Source organism: Margalitia sp. FSL K6-0131 (assembly GCF_038008735.1).
Classification (GTDB): Bacteria; Bacillota; Bacilli; order Bacillales; family Bacillaceae_C; genus Margalitia; species Margalitia shackletonii.
The window spans coordinates 914,995-931,947 of sequence record NZ_JBBOZS010000001.1; the positions used below are offsets into that span (position 1 = coordinate 914,995).

15 protein-coding genes are annotated in these 16,953 nt (G+C 36.7%); 13 read left to right on the top strand and 2 right to left on the bottom strand.

Annotated features, from left to right (window positions below):
- The first annotated feature begins 99 nt into the window (after window positions 1–99).
- From NSQ59_RS04540 to lepB, 4 genes are all read left to right on the top strand, one after another.
- Window positions 100–540: a hypothetical protein gene (locus NSQ59_RS04540; RefSeq protein ID WP_340829625.1), complete on the top strand. Its 441-nt coding sequence runs from the start codon at window positions 100–102 to the stop codon at window positions 538–540.
- 29 nt (window positions 541–569) lie between these two features.
- Entirely contained in the window at window positions 570–1,337 is a 768-nt protein-coding gene (locus tag NSQ59_RS04545) for a hypothetical protein (RefSeq protein WP_340829629.1), read from the top strand.
- Between the two features lie 71 nt (window positions 1,338–1,408).
- On the top strand, window positions 1,409–2,098 hold the full coding sequence (locus NSQ59_RS04550) for a hypothetical protein (protein WP_126649006.1): 690 nt from the start codon (window positions 1,409–1,411) through the stop codon (window positions 2,096–2,098).
- A gap of 20 nt (window positions 2,099–2,118) precedes the next feature.
- Window positions 2,119–2,640 carry a signal peptidase I gene (gene lepB / locus NSQ59_RS04555; RefSeq protein ID WP_340829635.1) on the top strand — a complete coding sequence of 174 codons (522 nt, stop codon included), beginning with the start codon at window positions 2,119–2,121 and terminating at the stop codon, window positions 2,638–2,640.
- Window positions 2,641–3,118: 478 nt separating this feature from the next.
- On the opposite strand, the gene NSQ59_RS04560 is transcribed toward lepB, so the two are convergent.
- Complete coding sequence (locus tag NSQ59_RS04560; protein ID WP_340829638.1) at window positions 3,119–4,396, bottom strand: C40 family peptidase; 1,278 nt, start codon at window positions 4,394–4,396, stop codon at window positions 3,119–3,121.
- A gap of 165 nt (window positions 4,397–4,561) precedes the next feature.
- Here NSQ59_RS04560 and NSQ59_RS04565 point away from each other — a divergent pair, with 165 nt between their 5' ends.
- The 3 genes from NSQ59_RS04565 to NSQ59_RS04575 all read left to right on the top strand — a co-directional run bounded on the left by NSQ59_RS04565 (window position 4,562) and on the right by NSQ59_RS04575 (window position 8,320).
- On the top strand, window positions 4,562–6,571 hold the full coding sequence (locus NSQ59_RS04565; protein ID WP_445669198.1) for a penicillin-binding transpeptidase domain-containing protein: 2,010 nt from the start codon (window positions 4,562–4,564) through the stop codon (window positions 6,569–6,571).
- Between the two features lie 242 nt (window positions 6,572–6,813).
- Window positions 6,814–7,620, top strand: coding sequence for an NPCBM/NEW2 domain-containing protein (locus tag NSQ59_RS04570; protein ID WP_340829640.1), 807 nt, complete (start codon window positions 6,814–6,816; stop codon window positions 7,618–7,620).
- 376 nt (window positions 7,621–7,996) lie between these two features.
- Complete coding sequence (locus NSQ59_RS04575) at window positions 7,997–8,320, top strand: hypothetical protein (RefSeq protein WP_340829642.1); 324 nt, start codon at window positions 7,997–7,999, stop codon at window positions 8,318–8,320.
- A gap of 40 nt (window positions 8,321–8,360) precedes the next feature.
- On the opposite strand, the gene NSQ59_RS04580 is transcribed toward NSQ59_RS04575, so the two are convergent.
- Window positions 8,361–9,719, bottom strand: coding sequence for a transposase (locus tag NSQ59_RS04580; RefSeq protein ID WP_340829644.1), 1,359 nt, complete (start codon window positions 9,717–9,719; stop codon window positions 8,361–8,363).
- A gap of 363 nt (window positions 9,720–10,082) precedes the next feature.
- Here NSQ59_RS04580 and NSQ59_RS27880 point away from each other — a divergent pair, with 363 nt between their 5' ends.
- The 6 genes from NSQ59_RS27880 to NSQ59_RS04605 all read left to right on the top strand — a co-directional run bounded on the left by NSQ59_RS27880 (window position 10,083) and on the right by NSQ59_RS04605 (window position 16,827).
- Window positions 10,083–10,163, top strand: coding sequence for a hypothetical protein (locus NSQ59_RS27880; protein WP_445669232.1), 81 nt, complete (start codon window positions 10,083–10,085; stop codon window positions 10,161–10,163).
- A gap of 100 nt (window positions 10,164–10,263) precedes the next feature.
- On the top strand, window positions 10,264–10,479 hold the full coding sequence (locus NSQ59_RS04585; protein WP_340829646.1) for a hypothetical protein: 216 nt from the start codon (window positions 10,264–10,266) through the stop codon (window positions 10,477–10,479).
- A gap of 17 nt (window positions 10,480–10,496) precedes the next feature.
- On the top strand, window positions 10,497–10,628 hold the full coding sequence (locus tag NSQ59_RS04590) for a hypothetical protein (RefSeq protein ID WP_340829649.1): 132 nt from the start codon (window positions 10,497–10,499) through the stop codon (window positions 10,626–10,628).
- Between the two features lie 208 nt (window positions 10,629–10,836).
- Complete coding sequence (locus tag NSQ59_RS04595; protein WP_126649014.1) at window positions 10,837–11,550, top strand: polysaccharide deacetylase family protein; 714 nt, start codon at window positions 10,837–10,839, stop codon at window positions 11,548–11,550.
- 425 nt (window positions 11,551–11,975) lie between these two features.
- The gene (locus tag NSQ59_RS04600; RefSeq protein WP_340829655.1) at window positions 11,976–13,730 is read left to right on the top strand and encodes an N-acetylmuramoyl-L-alanine amidase; all 1,755 of its coding nucleotides are present in this window, start codon (window positions 11,976–11,978) and stop codon (window positions 13,728–13,730) included.
- Window positions 13,731–14,373: 643 nt separating this feature from the next.
- Complete coding sequence (locus NSQ59_RS04605; protein WP_340829657.1) at window positions 14,374–16,827, top strand: Ig-like domain-containing protein; 2,454 nt, start codon at window positions 14,374–14,376, stop codon at window positions 16,825–16,827.
- Window positions 16,828–16,953: the final 126 nt, after the last annotated feature.

The window sequence follows — 16,953 nt, forward strand, 5'->3', positions numbered from 1 at the left end:
TGCAAGTTTTCTTTTCTAACATTGTTTCATATAATCAACTTGTAAAGTTCACTATAAAGAACAAAAATAAAGCGCAAAAACGAACAAAGGAGGGCGGTGATGAGGAAGAAAGTAATAGGTGTCCTATTAACATGTATTCTTTCATTAAGTATCGGAATGACTTTTGCACTATCAAATCCGGGGATGAAGATCTTGTCCTGGTATGAGGATCAATTCCAAACGCAGGAGAAAATCTTGAATAACACCACAACGCAGAAGTTATCATCAGCTTTGAAAAAACTCCACGAACAAATTCCGTCGATGAATCAAACTATCAGCAAAACATTAACAAACTTCCAGAATACTACACTACTAGAATCAAAAAATTCCATCAAAGAACATAACGATCGCTATCTCACTCAGTTACATACAGTCACTGAAGAGATCGAAGAGCAAAACGCAAAAGAAATGGCTGATTATACAGAGCAAAAGAAGCAGCAAGAAACAGAGCAAATCACTCAAGATGTACAGGATATTTTAGAAGATCTATTAAACAAATAAAAAACTTAAAAAGGAAAGGGAGTATTGAAATGTTGAAAACTGTTAAGGGGAAAATTGTGGCTGGGGTTGTATCAGTAGGATTATTATCAGGAGTTGGCGCTGCATTTGCAAGCATGGATATCGGAAAGCAATTACAAAATTGGTATGGTAAAACACTTCCGCTTTATACGAATCAGTTAAGCCAAGACGTGACAGCAGATGTTATTAAGAAGACAGCGGGACTGCCTGCTGAATATGACAAACTAAAAAATGATACAGGTAAAGCTATTGATGATGCAAAAGGAGTTCAAACTACAGCCGCGAAAGGCGAAATATCAAATGCTTTAAATAGTCGCTTAACTGCACTTAATAGTGAGAAGGAAAATATTAAATCAGATGTAGAGGCACGATTTGCAAAAATACTTGCTGATGCAAAAGATGCCATTAATAAGGCAGGAACAGTTGCAAGTCAAATGGCCGACCAGGATCTTACAAACTATACATCTGATAAAGGTACAAAAGCACGAGCTGCAATGGATGCTGAATTAAATAAACAGAAGGATCAAGCAGCGAGTGATTTGCAAAAGGCCATTACACTTGCTAAATCTGAGATTCAAGGAAAGCTAAAATTGAGTACGGGCGGAACAAGACAAGAAATTGGCAAAGCAATCGACGCTAAAATCGCGGAACTAAGAACCCTCATTACGAAAAAAGCGGGCGAGTTACTTGAAAAGGAAAAACAACTAATTGCTGAAAGAGCTGCACAGGATGTTCAAGCTGCAGAAGATGCACTAGATGGAGTAGTAGCAGGAATCTAATGGATAATATGCCACTATCAGAGTTCCTAACACGGAACTCTGATAGGTTTTAACAAATGGAGGATATTAAGATGAGTAAACTATTATTGCCAATAAAGCCAAATAAATCGGAACAATCCTTTAGCAGAAAAATTACTTATCAAAAGTCAAAAAAACATTTAAAAATCAAAATTCTAATTGGAGTTCTTTTTTTAACCGTTACAATCGGAGGAGGAATCGGAGTCGCATTTGCGGATTCGGATATAATTGGACTTTTAACAAATTGGTTTAAACAAGAAAGAAATGAATCTATTACATCGATTGAACAAGCGATCATGTCGGAAAAAGATGTTCAAAAGCAGCGTTTAAAAGAAGAATTGCAATTAGAAATTCAAGCATCGCAAAAGAAATTATCCGATTTTACCGAAGCGGAAAAATCCAAGCGTGTTCAAGAAATCCGGGACTATGCAGATCGGTTAGTTGCCAATTTGAAAATCGATAATACAGCGAAAGAGCAACAAATTCAACAACAATTGAATGCCATTATGGAAAAAGCAACATTAGAAATGGATAAAGTAGGTTCAAGGGCAAATGAGGATAATGGCAATAACTCGGATTCATCCGCTAACCAAACTGAGGATGAAAAAACAGATCAACCGGATAACTCTGAGCAGCAACAAAATCCACCAACCAATGATAATCAGCCTGACTCGACTAAAGCTGATAATACCGATCAACAACCGGATTCATCTATTCCAAGTCAAGGAATGCAACCACTTTGATAAAAACGGAGGAAAGCCCAGTGCAACATTCAACTATTGCAATAGATAGAAAGGAATCAACTATTTCAAGGCGATCAACAAAATCATCCATCTTCAGCTGGATCCGCTTTATTCTTTTGCTCATCGCCATTTACTGCGTTCTTCACTTTGGAATCGCCATCAAAATAGTAAGCGGACATTCCATGAACCCAACCCTCCATGACAAAGGCTTGATGGTAGTCAATAAACTATTTTACAAACCAGATAGAGGAGATATCGTCATTGTAAGGGATCCGGATGGATTTGACATTGTGAAAAGAATCATAGGATTACCGAACGATAAAATCTTCATAAAAAATGGAATGGTGTATGTGAATGGTTCTCCACTTAAAGAAACCTATACAAAAGGAACTGCAAACGATATGAATGAGGTTGTTCTTAATAACCATTCCTACTTCATTATAGGGGATAACAGAACACCTGGTGAAAGTCTGGATAGCCGCGACCCAAGTATTGGACCTATAGACAAATCTACAATTGAAGGAAAAGTTATTCTCCATTAGGATTCATAATAGAAATAAGAGAATAAAGTGTATGCCCCAGTCCTTCATTCACTTGATGAAAGACATTAAGCTTTTCGTATTGGCATAACTTGTCCTTCATTGACTTGATGAAGGACATTAAGCTTTTCGTTTTGGTGTAACTTGTCCTTCATTCATTTGATGAAAGACATTAAGCTTTTCGTATTGGCATAACTTGTCCTTCATTCACTTGATGAAGGACATTTAGCTTTTCGTATTGGCATAACTTGTCCTTCATTCACTTGATGAAGGACATTAAGCTTTTCGTATTGGCATAACTTGTCCTTCATATACTTGATGAAGGACATTTAGCTTTTCGGTTTGGAGTAACTTGTCCTTCATATACTTGATGAAGGACATTAAGCTTTTCGTTTTGGCATATCTAGTGTACACTTTTGTATTTTGTCCACGGGTGGTGCCTGACACCAAAAAAAGCATCCCATTTCGGAATGCTTTAAAATTAGATGGATTCATATAACCTCTTAAATCCATCAAAGTGATTTTTCCAATATGTTTCATCCAACGAAGAAATCTCCACTCCGTTATCACCGGCATGAATAAACTGATTGTTTCCTAAGTAGATTCCCAAATGAGAAATGCCTGATTGATATGTATCAGCGAAAAAGACGAGATCGCCTGGCTGCGGATTATTAATATAGAAAGAACGGCTATAATACCCTGAACTGGATGTCCGAGGCAGTGAAATGCCAACTTGGTTGAAAACATAGTAAATAAAACCGCTGCAATCAAACCCTGATAAGGAGGAGCCTCCCCACGCATATGGTGTACCTAATAGTTTAGTAGCATTATTAATGATAGTGCTTGCAGTCACTCCGTTTGTGTTACCTACTGGTGTTCCTGCTGTCCCATTGCTTGGCGCTGTTGGCTTCGTTTGTGATGCAGCTGATCCAACATTCAACTTTTGCCCTACAAATATATTATCGGATGTTAGGCCATTTAATTTCTTCAAATCAGTAATAGTAATATTAAATTGAAGACTCAAAGCGGAAAGGGTGTCTCCACTTTTCACTGTGTAATTACCTTCTGGCTTCGATGCTGATGGTGGAGTTTTTGAAGTCTCCGTTTTAGTAGGTGAAGTTGGCTTTTTAGTAGTAGAAGTCGTTGAAGTTCCCTTCGACAACTGAATAACTTGTCCCGGATAGATAACCGATGTAGCCTTAAGTTTATTCCACGCAAGTAGATCCGACAGCTTCACTTTATTTTTGCTAGCAATTCCACTAAGGGTATCACCAGCTTTTACTTTATAGGTTTTAACGGCAGTGGAAGGTTTTGGAGTCGAAACTGTTTTCACGGGAGTTACAGAAGATGCGCTTACCTTAACGTCTCCCTTTGACAACTTAATAACGTCTCCCGGATAAATAATCGATGTAGCTTTAAGTTTATTCCATGCAAGAAGGTCTGACAGTTTCACTTTATTTTTGCTAGCAATTCCACTAAGTGTGTCACCAGCTTTAACCTTATACGTTTTAACAGGATTTACAGAGGATGCACTTACCTTCGTAGTTCCCTTTGAAACCGTTAGTACCTGGTTTGGAAAAATAAGATCGCTTTTCAATTTGTTAAGTACTTTTAATTGGTTAATCGTTGTGTCATATTTATAGGCAATGCTGGATAGCGAATCACCTTTTTTAACCTTATATGTCGCTGCAAATGCCTGCGATGTAAAAGCCGAAGCAATAATCGTGGTGGCAGCAACCGACACAATCGTTTTCTTCACGTCATTTTTCCCCCTTTTTCATCTGTTTTCCTATTATTCTACCAAAATCCGCAGGAAAATGTACCCCTTTTCATAACGAAAGTGACAAAAGTCTGATACTTTTAACTGAATAATTCCATACGCTTTTTGTATAATAGAGGTAGTGGGGAATAAAGGAGGTTTATTTTGAAAAAAATCAGTTTCATTGCAGTTATGTTGTTGGTTGCCATTGGTCTTTTGTCTGCCTGTCAAAAGGAAGCTTCACCAAATGAAAGATTAAAAGATTATGTGAAGCTATGGGACAAGGGTGATTTTAATAAAATGTACAACGATTTCCTTTCATCAAGCACGAAGAAGGAATTTAAAACAGCGGATTTCGTAGACCGCTATCCCAAGATATATAAGGATTTAGAGGTGAAAAATCTGAAAATCACCTATAAATCATTGAAGGAAGACAGCTACAAAAAGAAAGATAAGGTAGCTATCCCCGTTAATATTTCCTTTGAAACGTTTGCTGGTCCGGTTCAGTATTCCACTAAAATCGCACTAACAAAGGAAGAAAAAAATAAGCAGGAAAGCTGGTATGTCGATTGGAAGCCAGAGCTTCTTTTACCTGGGCTTGCTAAAGGGGATAAAATCGTACCAGCCACAGTAGACCCGAAACGCGGAGAAATTCGCGATCGAAACGGACAAGGCTTAGCCGTGAACGGGACTGCTTATCAAATCGGTGTCATTCCGGAAAAAATGGCGGGCCAAGAAACGGAAGTAAAGAATCAGTTAGCCAAATTATTAGGTATGTCCGTCCAGGAAATAGATCAGAAATTAAATGCCTCCTGGGTAAAACCGAATTTGTTTGTTCCGATTAAAAAGATTGCAACAAACAATGAAGAGATTTTAGCCAAGTTATATAAGCTTCCGGGTGTAGACAAACAGGACACTTCCGCACGGGTCTACCCATTCGGAAAAGCAACTGCACATTTAGTTGGTTATATAGGACCGATTAACGCAGAAGAACTAAAAGAGGAAAAAGGCAAGGGCTATTCTGCCAACAGTGTAATCGGGAAACGGGGCTTAGAACAGCTGTATGAAGAACGTCTGCGAGGTACAGCTGGTGAAAAGATTACCATTCAAAAAGCAGATGGTACACAAAAAGTAGTGGCGGAAAAAGAAGTGCAAAATGGTGAAAATATTGAAGTAACCATTGATGCGAATCTTCAAGAGAAAATCTACAATCAGTTTAAGGGAAGTGCAGGAACAGCTGCGGCTATTCAGCCAACTACAGGTGAAGTTCTTTCATTAGTAAGCTCACCATCATTTGATCCGAATGATTTTGTGTTAGGAATGCCTGGCTCAGAATACAGCAAGCTAGAAAAAGATCCGTTGCAACCGCTCATCAATCGTTTTGCATTGTCATATGCACCGGGCTCTTCCATTAAACCAATTACGGCCGCAATTGCCTTAGAAAACGGAACATTAAAACCGAATTCAACGAAGACCATAAATGGCAAGTCATGGGGCAAAGGCGGAAGTTGGGGAGATTATCAAGTAAGCCGAGTACATGTGGAAAACGGTCCCGTCAGCCTTTCCGATGCGATGATGTATTCCGATAACATCTTTTTCGCGCAAACCGCACTGGATATGGGCGGAGACAAATTTGCGAAAGGGCTAAAGAACTTTGGATTCACAGAACAGCTGCCAATTGAATATCCATTAAAAAAATCACAAATTTCATCAGATGGAAAATTGGACCATGAAATTTTACTTGCTGATAGCGGATATGGTCAGGGTCAGGTACAAATGAACATATTACATTTAGCCGATACCTATACGACCTTTGTGAATAATGGCAATATGATCAAACCTAACTTACTGCTTAGTGAAAAGAAATCCCAAGTATGGAAGGAAAATGTCATTAGTCCTGATACCGCGAAAACTGTAGCAGGACTCCTCCGCAAAGTCGTTGCCGATCCACGCGGAACTGGTCATGGAGCTGACTTGCCAAACGTAGCCTTAGCAGGTAAAACTGGTACAGCGGAATTAAAAAGCTCTAAGAAGGAAAAAGGAAAAGAAAATGGATTGTTTGTAGCCTATGATCAGAATAAGAAGGACTTGTTAGTAGCCGTTATGGTTGAAGGTGTTGAAAAAGGCGGCGGAAGTCATTTGGTTGTGCAGAAGGTTGCGAATATATTTAAATAGAGTAGTGAAGAACCATGGGTAATGATTGTGCTCATGGTTTTTCTTTTGAATTAATGTAGGGTTTTAGTCACGATTTGATATGAGATTATGGGGATGACCTGATAGAGGTATCGTATGAATAAAGTATAGATAAGAAAGTAGTTACTATGATATTGATAAATGGTAAATAATTCTTGTTTTTGTATGTTAATTATGTGAAAATAGGAAAGAATTACTATATTTAGATCATAGGGGGAACAGAAATGAAGAAAAGAAGTTTAGTAGTCTTATTAGTAGTTGCTTTTTTTGCAGGAACATTATTTTCACATTCTGCAAGTGCAAGTGTATCTATCGCTAGTTTACAAAAACAAATAAAATCTCTGAAGGCACAATTGGCATCGAAAGATAAACAAATATCAGATCTAAAGAAAACAATTACAAAGAAAGATAAAGATATAAAACTTTATAAATCGTATGCTGCAACACCGTCAAAGACTAATGTGGCTTTTCAAGGAAATGTTTTGGGTGGAGTATATCAAGTAGGCAATTCATCGGTACCTGTTATGCTTGAATATAGAGGTGTTAAGTATACACCAGTTGAATTAGTTGGTAATTTACTAAATAATAAAGCTATATTTAATAGTTCTAAAAATACTGTTTTCTTTGGAGTTCAACCAAGTGGGAGTTATATGTCGGATATTCTGAAACCTTATTATTCAACAAATACTGTTGATATTAATAAGTCAATGACAATGGGAGGTCAAACTTATACAAAGGGTTATAGCATGGATTTTTCATGGTATGGAGATTCTGGGTATGCTATTAATCTTGGAGGAAAGTATTCACATATTACAGGAATTCTAGGAATTGATGATAGTTCAAATAACAGTGGTCTTGATGTTCTAATTTATGGAGATAATGAATTGATTGCTACTTACAAGCTTGAGAAAGGTGGGCTTCCACTAAATATCGATTTTGATGTTTCAAAAGTGAAAAAGTTGGAAGTGCGTTCGAAATTTAACGGTATTTATAGTGAGACAATTGATTTTGCAAACGTGATTATTAATTAATTCAAAAGGCATCCAGTAGGGTGCTTTATTATTTTACACTAGTATGTACCCCTTTATCACAGTTTATGCAGTTCGAACCAAGTTTCATGCAGTTAAGTATATTTTCCATGCGGTTCAATATCCTTTTCATGCAGTTCAGAACCATCTTTATGCAGTTGGCCGAATGCCAAACGCTAAGGGACAGAAACCTCATAACTTTGTAACCAAATTCCCGAATTTAAGCGCAAAAAAATGATGCAAATCCAATGAAAAAAGCGATATTTTCATATAGAACAACCCAGATGCCATATTAATACCAAAAACTAGTAGATTGAAAGCAAATTTTATATTAAACTATTTTACATTCATACACAAAAACAACAGGAGCGTCAAAAAAATGCAAAAGGCCTACGCAAAAATGTTAGTAGCATTCATACTACTAATTAGTCTGGTTATGCAGATGAAATCATTCGCAAAGGCAGCTGTTTACACTATTTCTCCTACAACTGCACCTTGCGATAAAACCATGACTAAATTCACTACCTATAACAAATACACAAAACAGTACTATGTCATTAGATCTTATCTTGAAAAACTAGAGCATACTGGTGGAGGTGCACTTATCCTGAAAAAAGGTACCTACACGATTTCAAACGTTCTGTATGTTCCATCTAATGTCACAATCCGCTGTGAACCTCTCCAACTAAATCATAGATTTTGATGGAGCATCCCTTATCTTAAATACGGTACAAAATTTGCGGTTAAGACACCTTTAGTGTCTCAAGTGCATCATTAAGACTAATAAATGAAGACAAGGTTTGTTCTGTTCTTTTTGACAACTCAGGTACTTTTGCCTGAAGAGCCAACCATTTCTTTTCAGAAGTGGATTTTTGAATGTCACGTATAAAATAGCGCGCACCAATATTATAGGTCGCCGATAAATCGGCGTGATACACCTTTCCTGTCCGAAACGTTGCGAGGGTTTTTTTAGGATTTCGTTCCACTTTCCCAGAGCCGTCAAAAGCCAATGCACTTGTATTTCTGGCGTTTACTTTCGACATTCGCATATCTAGATAATGTGCCATTTCTTCCACTTTATTTTGGATCCCTTTTTTCCGCCAATATCGCAATTTGAAACGAAGCTTCTTGGCACCCCAAAATCCCTTTGGTATTTTCATTTGATCAAGGTACTCAAATACAATAACATCACACCTATGTTCTTTTGCAAACTTTACTATTTCATGCGAAGTATGATGGACAATGTGCTTTTGTAGCCCATTTATTCTTCTCCAAAAATTTGATGCTGTAATGTTACCTGAAACAGATTGAGCTTTTCTTAATTTGTTTGTGATGGTATACAATCGGTCTTTTTCTATTGGCTGATTAATAAACTTTCGAGCCAAGACAGTTCCTTTCGCATCCATCACAGAACAAACAGCAGAGTTATTAATACCTAGATCTACTGCACATATTTTTTGGTCTTGTATGTTAGTTGTGCTTAAGGTTGCCTTTGATTCATAACTAATATGTAAAAAAAACTTTTTCCCCACTTTAACGAGCTGTGGATTGTTTTCTTTCCAATTCCACACCCCACGTTTATATTGGTCTTGCTGTTTAAATTGGATATCGACCCAGACCCAATCATTTTGATGAAATACTTTTATTCTAGCGGTACTATCAGATGTCTTTTCAAACATGTTTCCTTGATAGAATACTGGAAACTCTTTATGTTCCAATTGCAGTCTAGGAGGTTTTTTCTTAAAGGTCTTCCCTTCCGAAAGAGCCATATCCTTCTCCTTTTTCCAATTTTTTAGATTGGAGCGATAACTTTTGACCTTTCCAAAAGCGGAAGCAATGGCACTTCTTCTGAAGTAAGAAGGGAATTTATAAAAATGAGAATCGAATTCTTTGTATTTCGGATGAGGATTTGATTTCGTGATATGAATTAGCTTTTCCACTGCGGGAACGATTGTTTTCACCTCAAACGTATCAATATCAGCGAACTCTTTATCCAAGACATTCATAATGAACGTTAATGCCTCGTTAAAAATATCTAGAGTGCGATGAAAGATAGTGGAATGGTTGGTAATTTTATGACGTAACGTTTTCATCATCTTCATCATCAAATCCCCTTACCGAAAGTATGTTCCTATATATTATAAAGTATATCATTTAAATTGCTAGTTGTATAGAATTATGGAGAGTGCCTGAATGTAATGAAAATTAAATACTACCGCTTTTACATTAAACTCCCATTTAGCTGAGGTTATAACCTGGACAAAAATGTATGACAAATGAAATCTTACAGGGACTAAAAAGATAGCATATTTTCCCTTTTATAAAAAAAGCAAAGTAATGGAAATAAATGAGGAAGAAGATCATACTTCACCGCAAATTAATTTATCCAACACCATGAATGGTTATAAAATGGTAACTTCTATACATATCTGAAAAAATTTGTGGAGGAACCAAAATGATATTATTTGAAACCTTATTTTTGGATTAGAAGTTATATGGTTTTAACTACCGGAGGAGCAAAAGTAGAAATAATAAAAAAGTATTAGGAAACTTAGGAAAGGAAAAGAAATAAGAACCTAACCCCCACTAAATCATAGATTTTAAGGGGAAGCGTCTCTAGTATTTGTTCAAAACGATGTCACGTTAGTGAAAGGAACCAAGACAGGTACAAGTAAATTCACCCCCGCCACCTCCATGTTTCAATTGATCCGCCCATCAAAAGGAGGAAAAAAAGGTGTGTACGGCGGTTACAATGATGAGAAAAATATCTCCTTTATCGGGGAAGGAACCGCTAAAGTAGATATGAAATATATGAAGGATGGAATTGCGATTATTGCCGTACCTACCGTGGTATTCTTGTAAGCGGTGCAACCAATCCGATGATCCAAAATAATATTATCGAAAAAGCGGCAAGGCCAATCCAATTCATGCCATGGAAAAATGATGGCCCGGGTTCGCAATATCCAATTACATATAACAAATTAAGTGATGCAAATATCCAAGTCCTTTAACACCAATAAAGTATCTCATACAACAGAGTCATTCATCCGCATTAATGAAGAGTACAATGTATTTGACCGCGATACATTAAAAATACCGGTAATGATCCAATAACGAGTGGGGTGCTATGCACCCCACATTTATATTTCCGGACAATACATCAATCACTTCCCTTTTGCATAGTTTCCTTATATATAGGAAGAAAGGGGGAAACTTCAAATGAAAAGGAAAGTAAGTATTACACTCCTGATTATCGGTTTTCTTAGCAGCTTTCTCTTATCACAGCAATCCGATGCAAAAGAAGCTCCAAAGCCACCGCACAGAGTAGCCTATCTTACCTTTGATGACGGGCCGAACAGCAGTGTAGAAAGAATCCTTAGCATTCTAGATAAATATCATGCGAAAGCAACCTTTTTCATGTTGAATAATAATATGAAGCTTCACCAATCCTCAGTGAAAAAAATGGTAGCTAATGGCCACGGTGTTGCCTGCCACGGTGTCACCCATGATAAAAATAAATTCTATAAATCTCCCACAAGTGCTGCAAATGAAATGAAAACATGTTTGGCAACCTTAAAAAAGATAACAAAAACAACCTCTATCATGATTCGGGTTCCCTACGGAAGCAAGCCATACATGACCGCACCTTACCGAAAAGAAATGGATCACTATGGATACAAAATGTGGGACTGGAATGTGGATAGTCTGGATTGGAAATGGTTAAATGGTTCGAAAACAGCAAATTACACCATCCAGCAAATCAAGAATTTACAAAGACGCGGAATATCACCGATAATTCTCTTCCACGATAAACCGACTACCGCAGACGGACTGCCCGCCGTTTTAAAATATCTAAAAGACAATGGTTATGAATTAAAACTGTTAACCAATACCATGAAACCATATAACTTTTGGAATCTCCGGAAAATATAGATGCTACTGTTTTTCATCATTATCCTTTAGAGATCCTAATGAACGACCATATAAAATACCTCTCATAAAAGAGAATTTCAACTAGGCTATGTCTTTGAACTAGTCTAGTTTTTTTATTAAATACAAATGTAATCTCTGTCTAGCTCCAGCGCCTATCGGCTAGCGGATTTCTCCGTCTCCTCCCTACGATAAGTCCACATCAGCTCGTGAACTACCTCACTGTGTTTCCTTTATCTCAATCGTAGACTACGAAATCCGTACGCCGATGAGCAAGGCGCTTCCGCTTTTCCAATAGGGTAAATTAGCCAGTTTCACCAACATTCTAAAAAAATTTGTATAATTTATAGATTTTACCAAAATTAACCCTAAAAATATGATAAACTATGACATGATAAGACAAAAAAGAAAGGAGGGGGTATCGAAAAATGTTAAAGTTACGCAATATTTTGCTAATGTTCATGACTTTAGTTGTGATCTTAACGACTGCAAACAATAAAGATTATGCCGCGACAACATTGAAAGATATTCCGACAAAGTACAAAACCGAGATTAATTATTTAATAGAAAAGAATATTTTGACCGGAAAATCTGGAGATAGCTTTCGCCCGAAGGAATCCATTACAAGAGAAGATGCCGTTATAATGGTGGGACGAGCAATTGGCCTTAGCGGAGCAAAAGTAAAAACAAGCTTTAAAGATGTCAGTTCCAATTCAGCTGCCTCCGGCTATATTCAAGCAGCATACAAAAAGGGATTGATTAAAGGGTACAAGGACAATTCCTTCAAACCAAAAGCGAGAATTACAAAAGCAGACGCAACCACTTTAATTAACAAGGCGTTTTCCCTTAAGACTACTAGCAATCTCTCCTTAAGAGATGTATCCAAGTCAAGCGCATTCTACACAGAAGTCAACAAAGCACTCACAGCAGGGATAATGTACGTAGGTTCTGACGGATATTTCCATCCAAGTTCCGCATTATCAAGACAAGACTTCACTGTTTTTGTCGCACGTGCCAAAAATCCAACCTATCGTGTTCCACCTGTCGTACTGCCTGACATTTCTAAAATGAAGCCAACGGGACAATACACTGTTAATGCAACGGCTCTTAATGTCCGAAAAGGACCAAGCGTATATTATCCTTCTGTTGCAACGTTAAACAAAAATGCAAAGATGGATGTATATGAAATGAAAAACGGCTGGGCTTACATGCAAAGCGGCAATATCAAAGGATATGTAAGCACAACCTATTTGAAACTAGTCCAAGCATCGGATAACGGTTCAAATACGGACCAACCAGTAACGAATCCGGACAATCCTGGAACCGATCCTGCGGGTCCACCTGAAACTCAACCTGGCGACATCACTGATCCAACAAAACCAGGAGACCAACAAAATCCTGGAACGGACCCATCGGAAGTCAAACCACTTGGTCAATATCTCGTGACCGCAACGTCCTTAAATGTTCGCAAAGGACCAGGAGCTGACTATGCAAAAGTTGGTCTGTTAAATAAAAACTACAAAGTAACGGTATATGAAATCAAAAATGGTTGGGCGTCCATTACATATGGCTCAATCAAAGGCTATGTAAGTACGGCTTACTTGAAAGCAGTCGTTCCAAATAAAGACAAGATTATTGTTATTGACGCTGGCCACGGCGGCAAGGATCCTGGCGCAAGCGGGAATGGATTAGTCGAAAAGAATGTTACGCTCGATGTAGCCAAACGTGTTCAAAAGCTTTTGGAAAAAGCAGGAATAAAAGTAGTTATGACACGTACAGGAGATACGTATCCAACCTTGAGCGATCGAAATGATATCGCAGCGAAATCCAATGCAGATGGATTCATCAGCATTCACTGTAATGTTGCTTCAGCCACCAGTGCTAAAGGAACGGAAACATATTATAATTCCGGCGGAGACAAACAACGGGCAGCGGATAGCAAAGTGCTTGCCGACTATATTCAAAAACGTCTCTCCAATGCAATTGAAACCACAAATCGTGGAATCAAAGACGCGGACTTTCAGGTTATTAAATATAACCCGCTCCCAGCAGTATTGGTCGAGCTAGGATTCTTATCAAACAAAAGCGATGCACAAAAGCTAGCATCCTCTCAATATAAGGATCTGGCTGCACAATCGATTTATCAGGGAGTTTTAGATTTTTATAAATATATAGGAAAGTAAATTGGAAAAGGGCTGAGATGCCCTTTTTATTTTTGCCTATATAAGCCACCTAAAGAATCACATAATAAATTTGCAAATTTTTTAAAATGAGTGAAATATAAATGTAGAAAAAATATTATTTGTGTCATAAAATTAAAACAACTAGAATATATTTCTTACAGTGGTTTTTCCTAGAATATTTGACCAAAGATATCATCCAGAGGATAAAAGCACCAAAAAAATTTTTAAAGACTATTAACTTAATAAAAAAATAGCCGAAATAATAGATGGGTATATAATAATACTTCAAAAATCGCAAAATTGGTAAATTCTACATTGGTGAAAAATCTTGTAATTTGTCAGATATCAGGTAAAATGATGTATAGAGAGTAAATTAATCCAATTCATAAAGATTTATGAAATACATGAATATAATGGTTGACTTACTAATTTTAGTTAGTCTATACTAATATTTATGATGGTATTAATTTACTTAATCGTATTTTACTAGTTCTGTGAGACGACATATGAGTTAGAAAGTACATAATATAGAAAAAAGTTCGACAGTTTTCGTTATTAATCTGCTTTTCTATAGGACTTCTAAACTATGTCTCTGGAATTAGAAAAATAATAAAGATGGAAGAAAAGGGAGGAAATACGAGAAATGGCTTATCAACCAAAGTCTAGTCGTAAATTCATTACTGGTGTAGCATCTGCAGCTTTAGTAGCGAGTGCAGTGGCTCCAGTAGCATCAAGTGCTGCTTCACACGGCGCTATTGTAAAAGTATATCAAGCAGCAAGTGTAACTGCTTACAAAGGTCAAAGCACAAAAGATGCTAAAATCCAAAAAACAGTGAAAGTGAAATACAAAGACGGAAAAACTGCTTGGGTATCTGTTAAGTGGGAAAACGTTAATTTCACTAAAGCTGGTACTAAGCGCGTTTATGGTACTGTATCTGGTACTAAAACAAAAGCTAAAGTTGATGTTAACGTAAAAGTTGACTCTGTTGCTTACGTAAACAACCAACAAAACGTAAAAGTTGACCAAGGTATTACTAAAGCAGAATTACTTGCTAAATTACCTGCGAAAGTAAAAGTAAAATTAGCAAGTGGTAAAACTCAACTTAACGAAGCAACTTATGATCTAAGCAAAGTTGATTTTGACAAAGCTGGCGATTACAAAGTAACAGTTCATGCTGCTCATGCTCCAGCAAAATTAGATCGTGTAATTACTGTGACTCTTAATTCTGTTGATCCAGCAGTTACAAGTGTAAGTGCGATTAACGCTAAACTACTAGAAGTGAAATTCAGTAAAGAAGTTTCAAAATCTGATGCTGAAAATATTAATAACTACTCATTTGTAGGTCTACCTTCAGGTACAAAAGTTACACCTGAATTACAAAGTGACAACAAAACAGTTCTTTTAGACTTAGATACTGCAATTCCGAATGATACTACTTTTGTAGTAACTGTAGCAGAAATCGCTACAAAAGCTGATTCTGAAGTTAAAACACCTAAGTATACACAAACTTTAACTTTTAGTGATACTGTTGCTCCGAAATTTGTTAATGTTACTTACCCACGTTCTGGAGTTGCTGTTTTAAACTTCTCTGAAGCATTAAGTACAGATGGAACAGTTAAAATTTATGAAGGTACGGCAGAATCAACTGACGTTAGTAAAGCTACTTTCACACCTGGTGATGACTCAATTACATTAACTGGTCTTAAACCAAATGTTGAATATCATGTAGTTGTAGTTGGTGCTAAAGACCAATCATCTAACTTAATTACTAATCCAGTAGATATTACTGTAAAAAATACTATCTCTGATGTAGTTGCACCACAAATTTCTTCAGTTACAACTTCAGGTTTAAATACTGTTAAAGTACAATTTACTGAAGGAATTGATACAATTAGTACAGGTAAGTATGCAAATGTTAAAATTGGTGGAGCATCTGTAACAGGTGAAACACAATCATTTGATACAACTACAAATACATTAACAATTACAAAATCTGGACTTGTAGCTGCTGATGGAGTATATGGTGTAGAAATATCTGGATACAAGGACTATGCTGGAAATGCTGGAGCAACATTTAGCAAGGCATATACTTTCTCTAATTCAGCTCCTGCTGTACAAAAAACAGAAGTAATTAAAAAAGGTAATGATACTTTTGTAGCAGTTACATTTGATAAAGCTCCAGATGAAACAAAAATCAAAGATGCTGGTTATAAAGTAAGCTACTTAACACCTGATAACATCTTAAAATCAGCTGATATTAAAGCTTCAGATATTTCAGTAGACACTTCTGATGCTAAAGCTCCAAAAGCATTATTTAAAGTAACTGGTTTCGATGCAGGTTCTTATACTTTAGTATTACCAGCTGCGAATGTAACTGATGGAACTACTCAATCTGCAAATGATGTAACTGTTAAATTTACATTAGGTACTACAGCAGATACTTCTGTTCCTTCTATTCAAAATGTATTTGTACCTGGCAATGACGCATCTTCAGTTGGCGGGGAAAAATCTGTTCCGTTGAACACTGTTTATGTTAAATACTCAAAAACAATGTCAGCAAGTGCATTAAACACTGTAAACTACAAAGTAGATGGTGTAAGTGTATTTGATAAAGCAGTATTTGTTGGAGATAAAACATTAGTGAAGTTAACTCTTAAAGATGGTGCTTTAACACTTTCTGGAGATCGCAACTTCTCTATTGCAAGCAGTGTAACTGGTGAAAATAATGTTGCAATTAAACCTTACACTCAGGCTGTAACTCTAAATGAAAATGTTAAACCATCATTAGTAAGTGCAAAATTACTAGATGGTAAGAACATTGAATTAACATTTAGCGAAGCAATTAAGGATAGTACAGTAACTGGCTCTGATTATACTGTTTCGGTTGATGGTGGAACAACTAGTCTTGATGGAACTACTCCATTTAATACTGGTACTACTGCTAACGATAATAAGTTAGTATTAACACTTGGAAAAGAGTTATCTGTAGACCAATTCTCTAAAACTATCACAGTTAAATTATCTGGTACTTCAGCAACTACAGATTTAGTTGGAAACGTAGTAGTTGGTGGAAATACAGTTACAGTTTCTAAGTAATATACTTAATTTAAGTAAGCTTAGTATAAGAACCTCAAATTAGGTGGAAACACCTTTTTTGAGGTTCTTTATTATATATCTACTATGATGCTACACTAATTGTAGACACTTATAAAATTCATTCCT

Coding starts and splice junctions, on each gene's coding strand:
- NSQ59_RS04590 (WP_340829649.1), top strand. CDS start 10,497: ATGATCCAAAATAATATTATCGAAAAAGCGGCAAGGCCAATCCAATTC.
- NSQ59_RS04540 (WP_340829625.1), top strand. CDS start 100: ATGAGGAAGAAAGTAATAGGTGTCCTATTAACATGTATTCTTTCATTA.
- NSQ59_RS04595 (WP_126649014.1), top strand. CDS start 10,837: ATGAAAAGGAAAGTAAGTATTACACTCCTGATTATCGGTTTTCTTAGC.
- NSQ59_RS04575 (WP_340829642.1), top strand. CDS start 7,997: ATGCAAAAGGCCTACGCAAAAATGTTAGTAGCATTCATACTACTAATT.
- NSQ59_RS04605 (WP_340829657.1), top strand. CDS start 14,374: ATGGCTTATCAACCAAAGTCTAGTCGTAAATTCATTACTGGTGTAGCA.
- NSQ59_RS04545 (WP_340829629.1), top strand. CDS start 570: ATGTTGAAAACTGTTAAGGGGAAAATTGTGGCTGGGGTTGTATCAGTA.
- NSQ59_RS04600 (WP_340829655.1), top strand. CDS start 11,976: ATGTTAAAGTTACGCAATATTTTGCTAATGTTCATGACTTTAGTTGTG.
- NSQ59_RS04550 (WP_126649006.1), top strand. CDS start 1,409: ATGAGTAAACTATTATTGCCAATAAAGCCAAATAAATCGGAACAATCC.
- NSQ59_RS04580 (WP_340829644.1), bottom strand. CDS start 9,719: ATGAAGATGATGAAAACGTTACGTCATAAAATTACCAACCATTCCACT.
- NSQ59_RS04570 (WP_340829640.1), top strand. CDS start 6,814: ATGAAGAAAAGAAGTTTAGTAGTCTTATTAGTAGTTGCTTTTTTTGCA.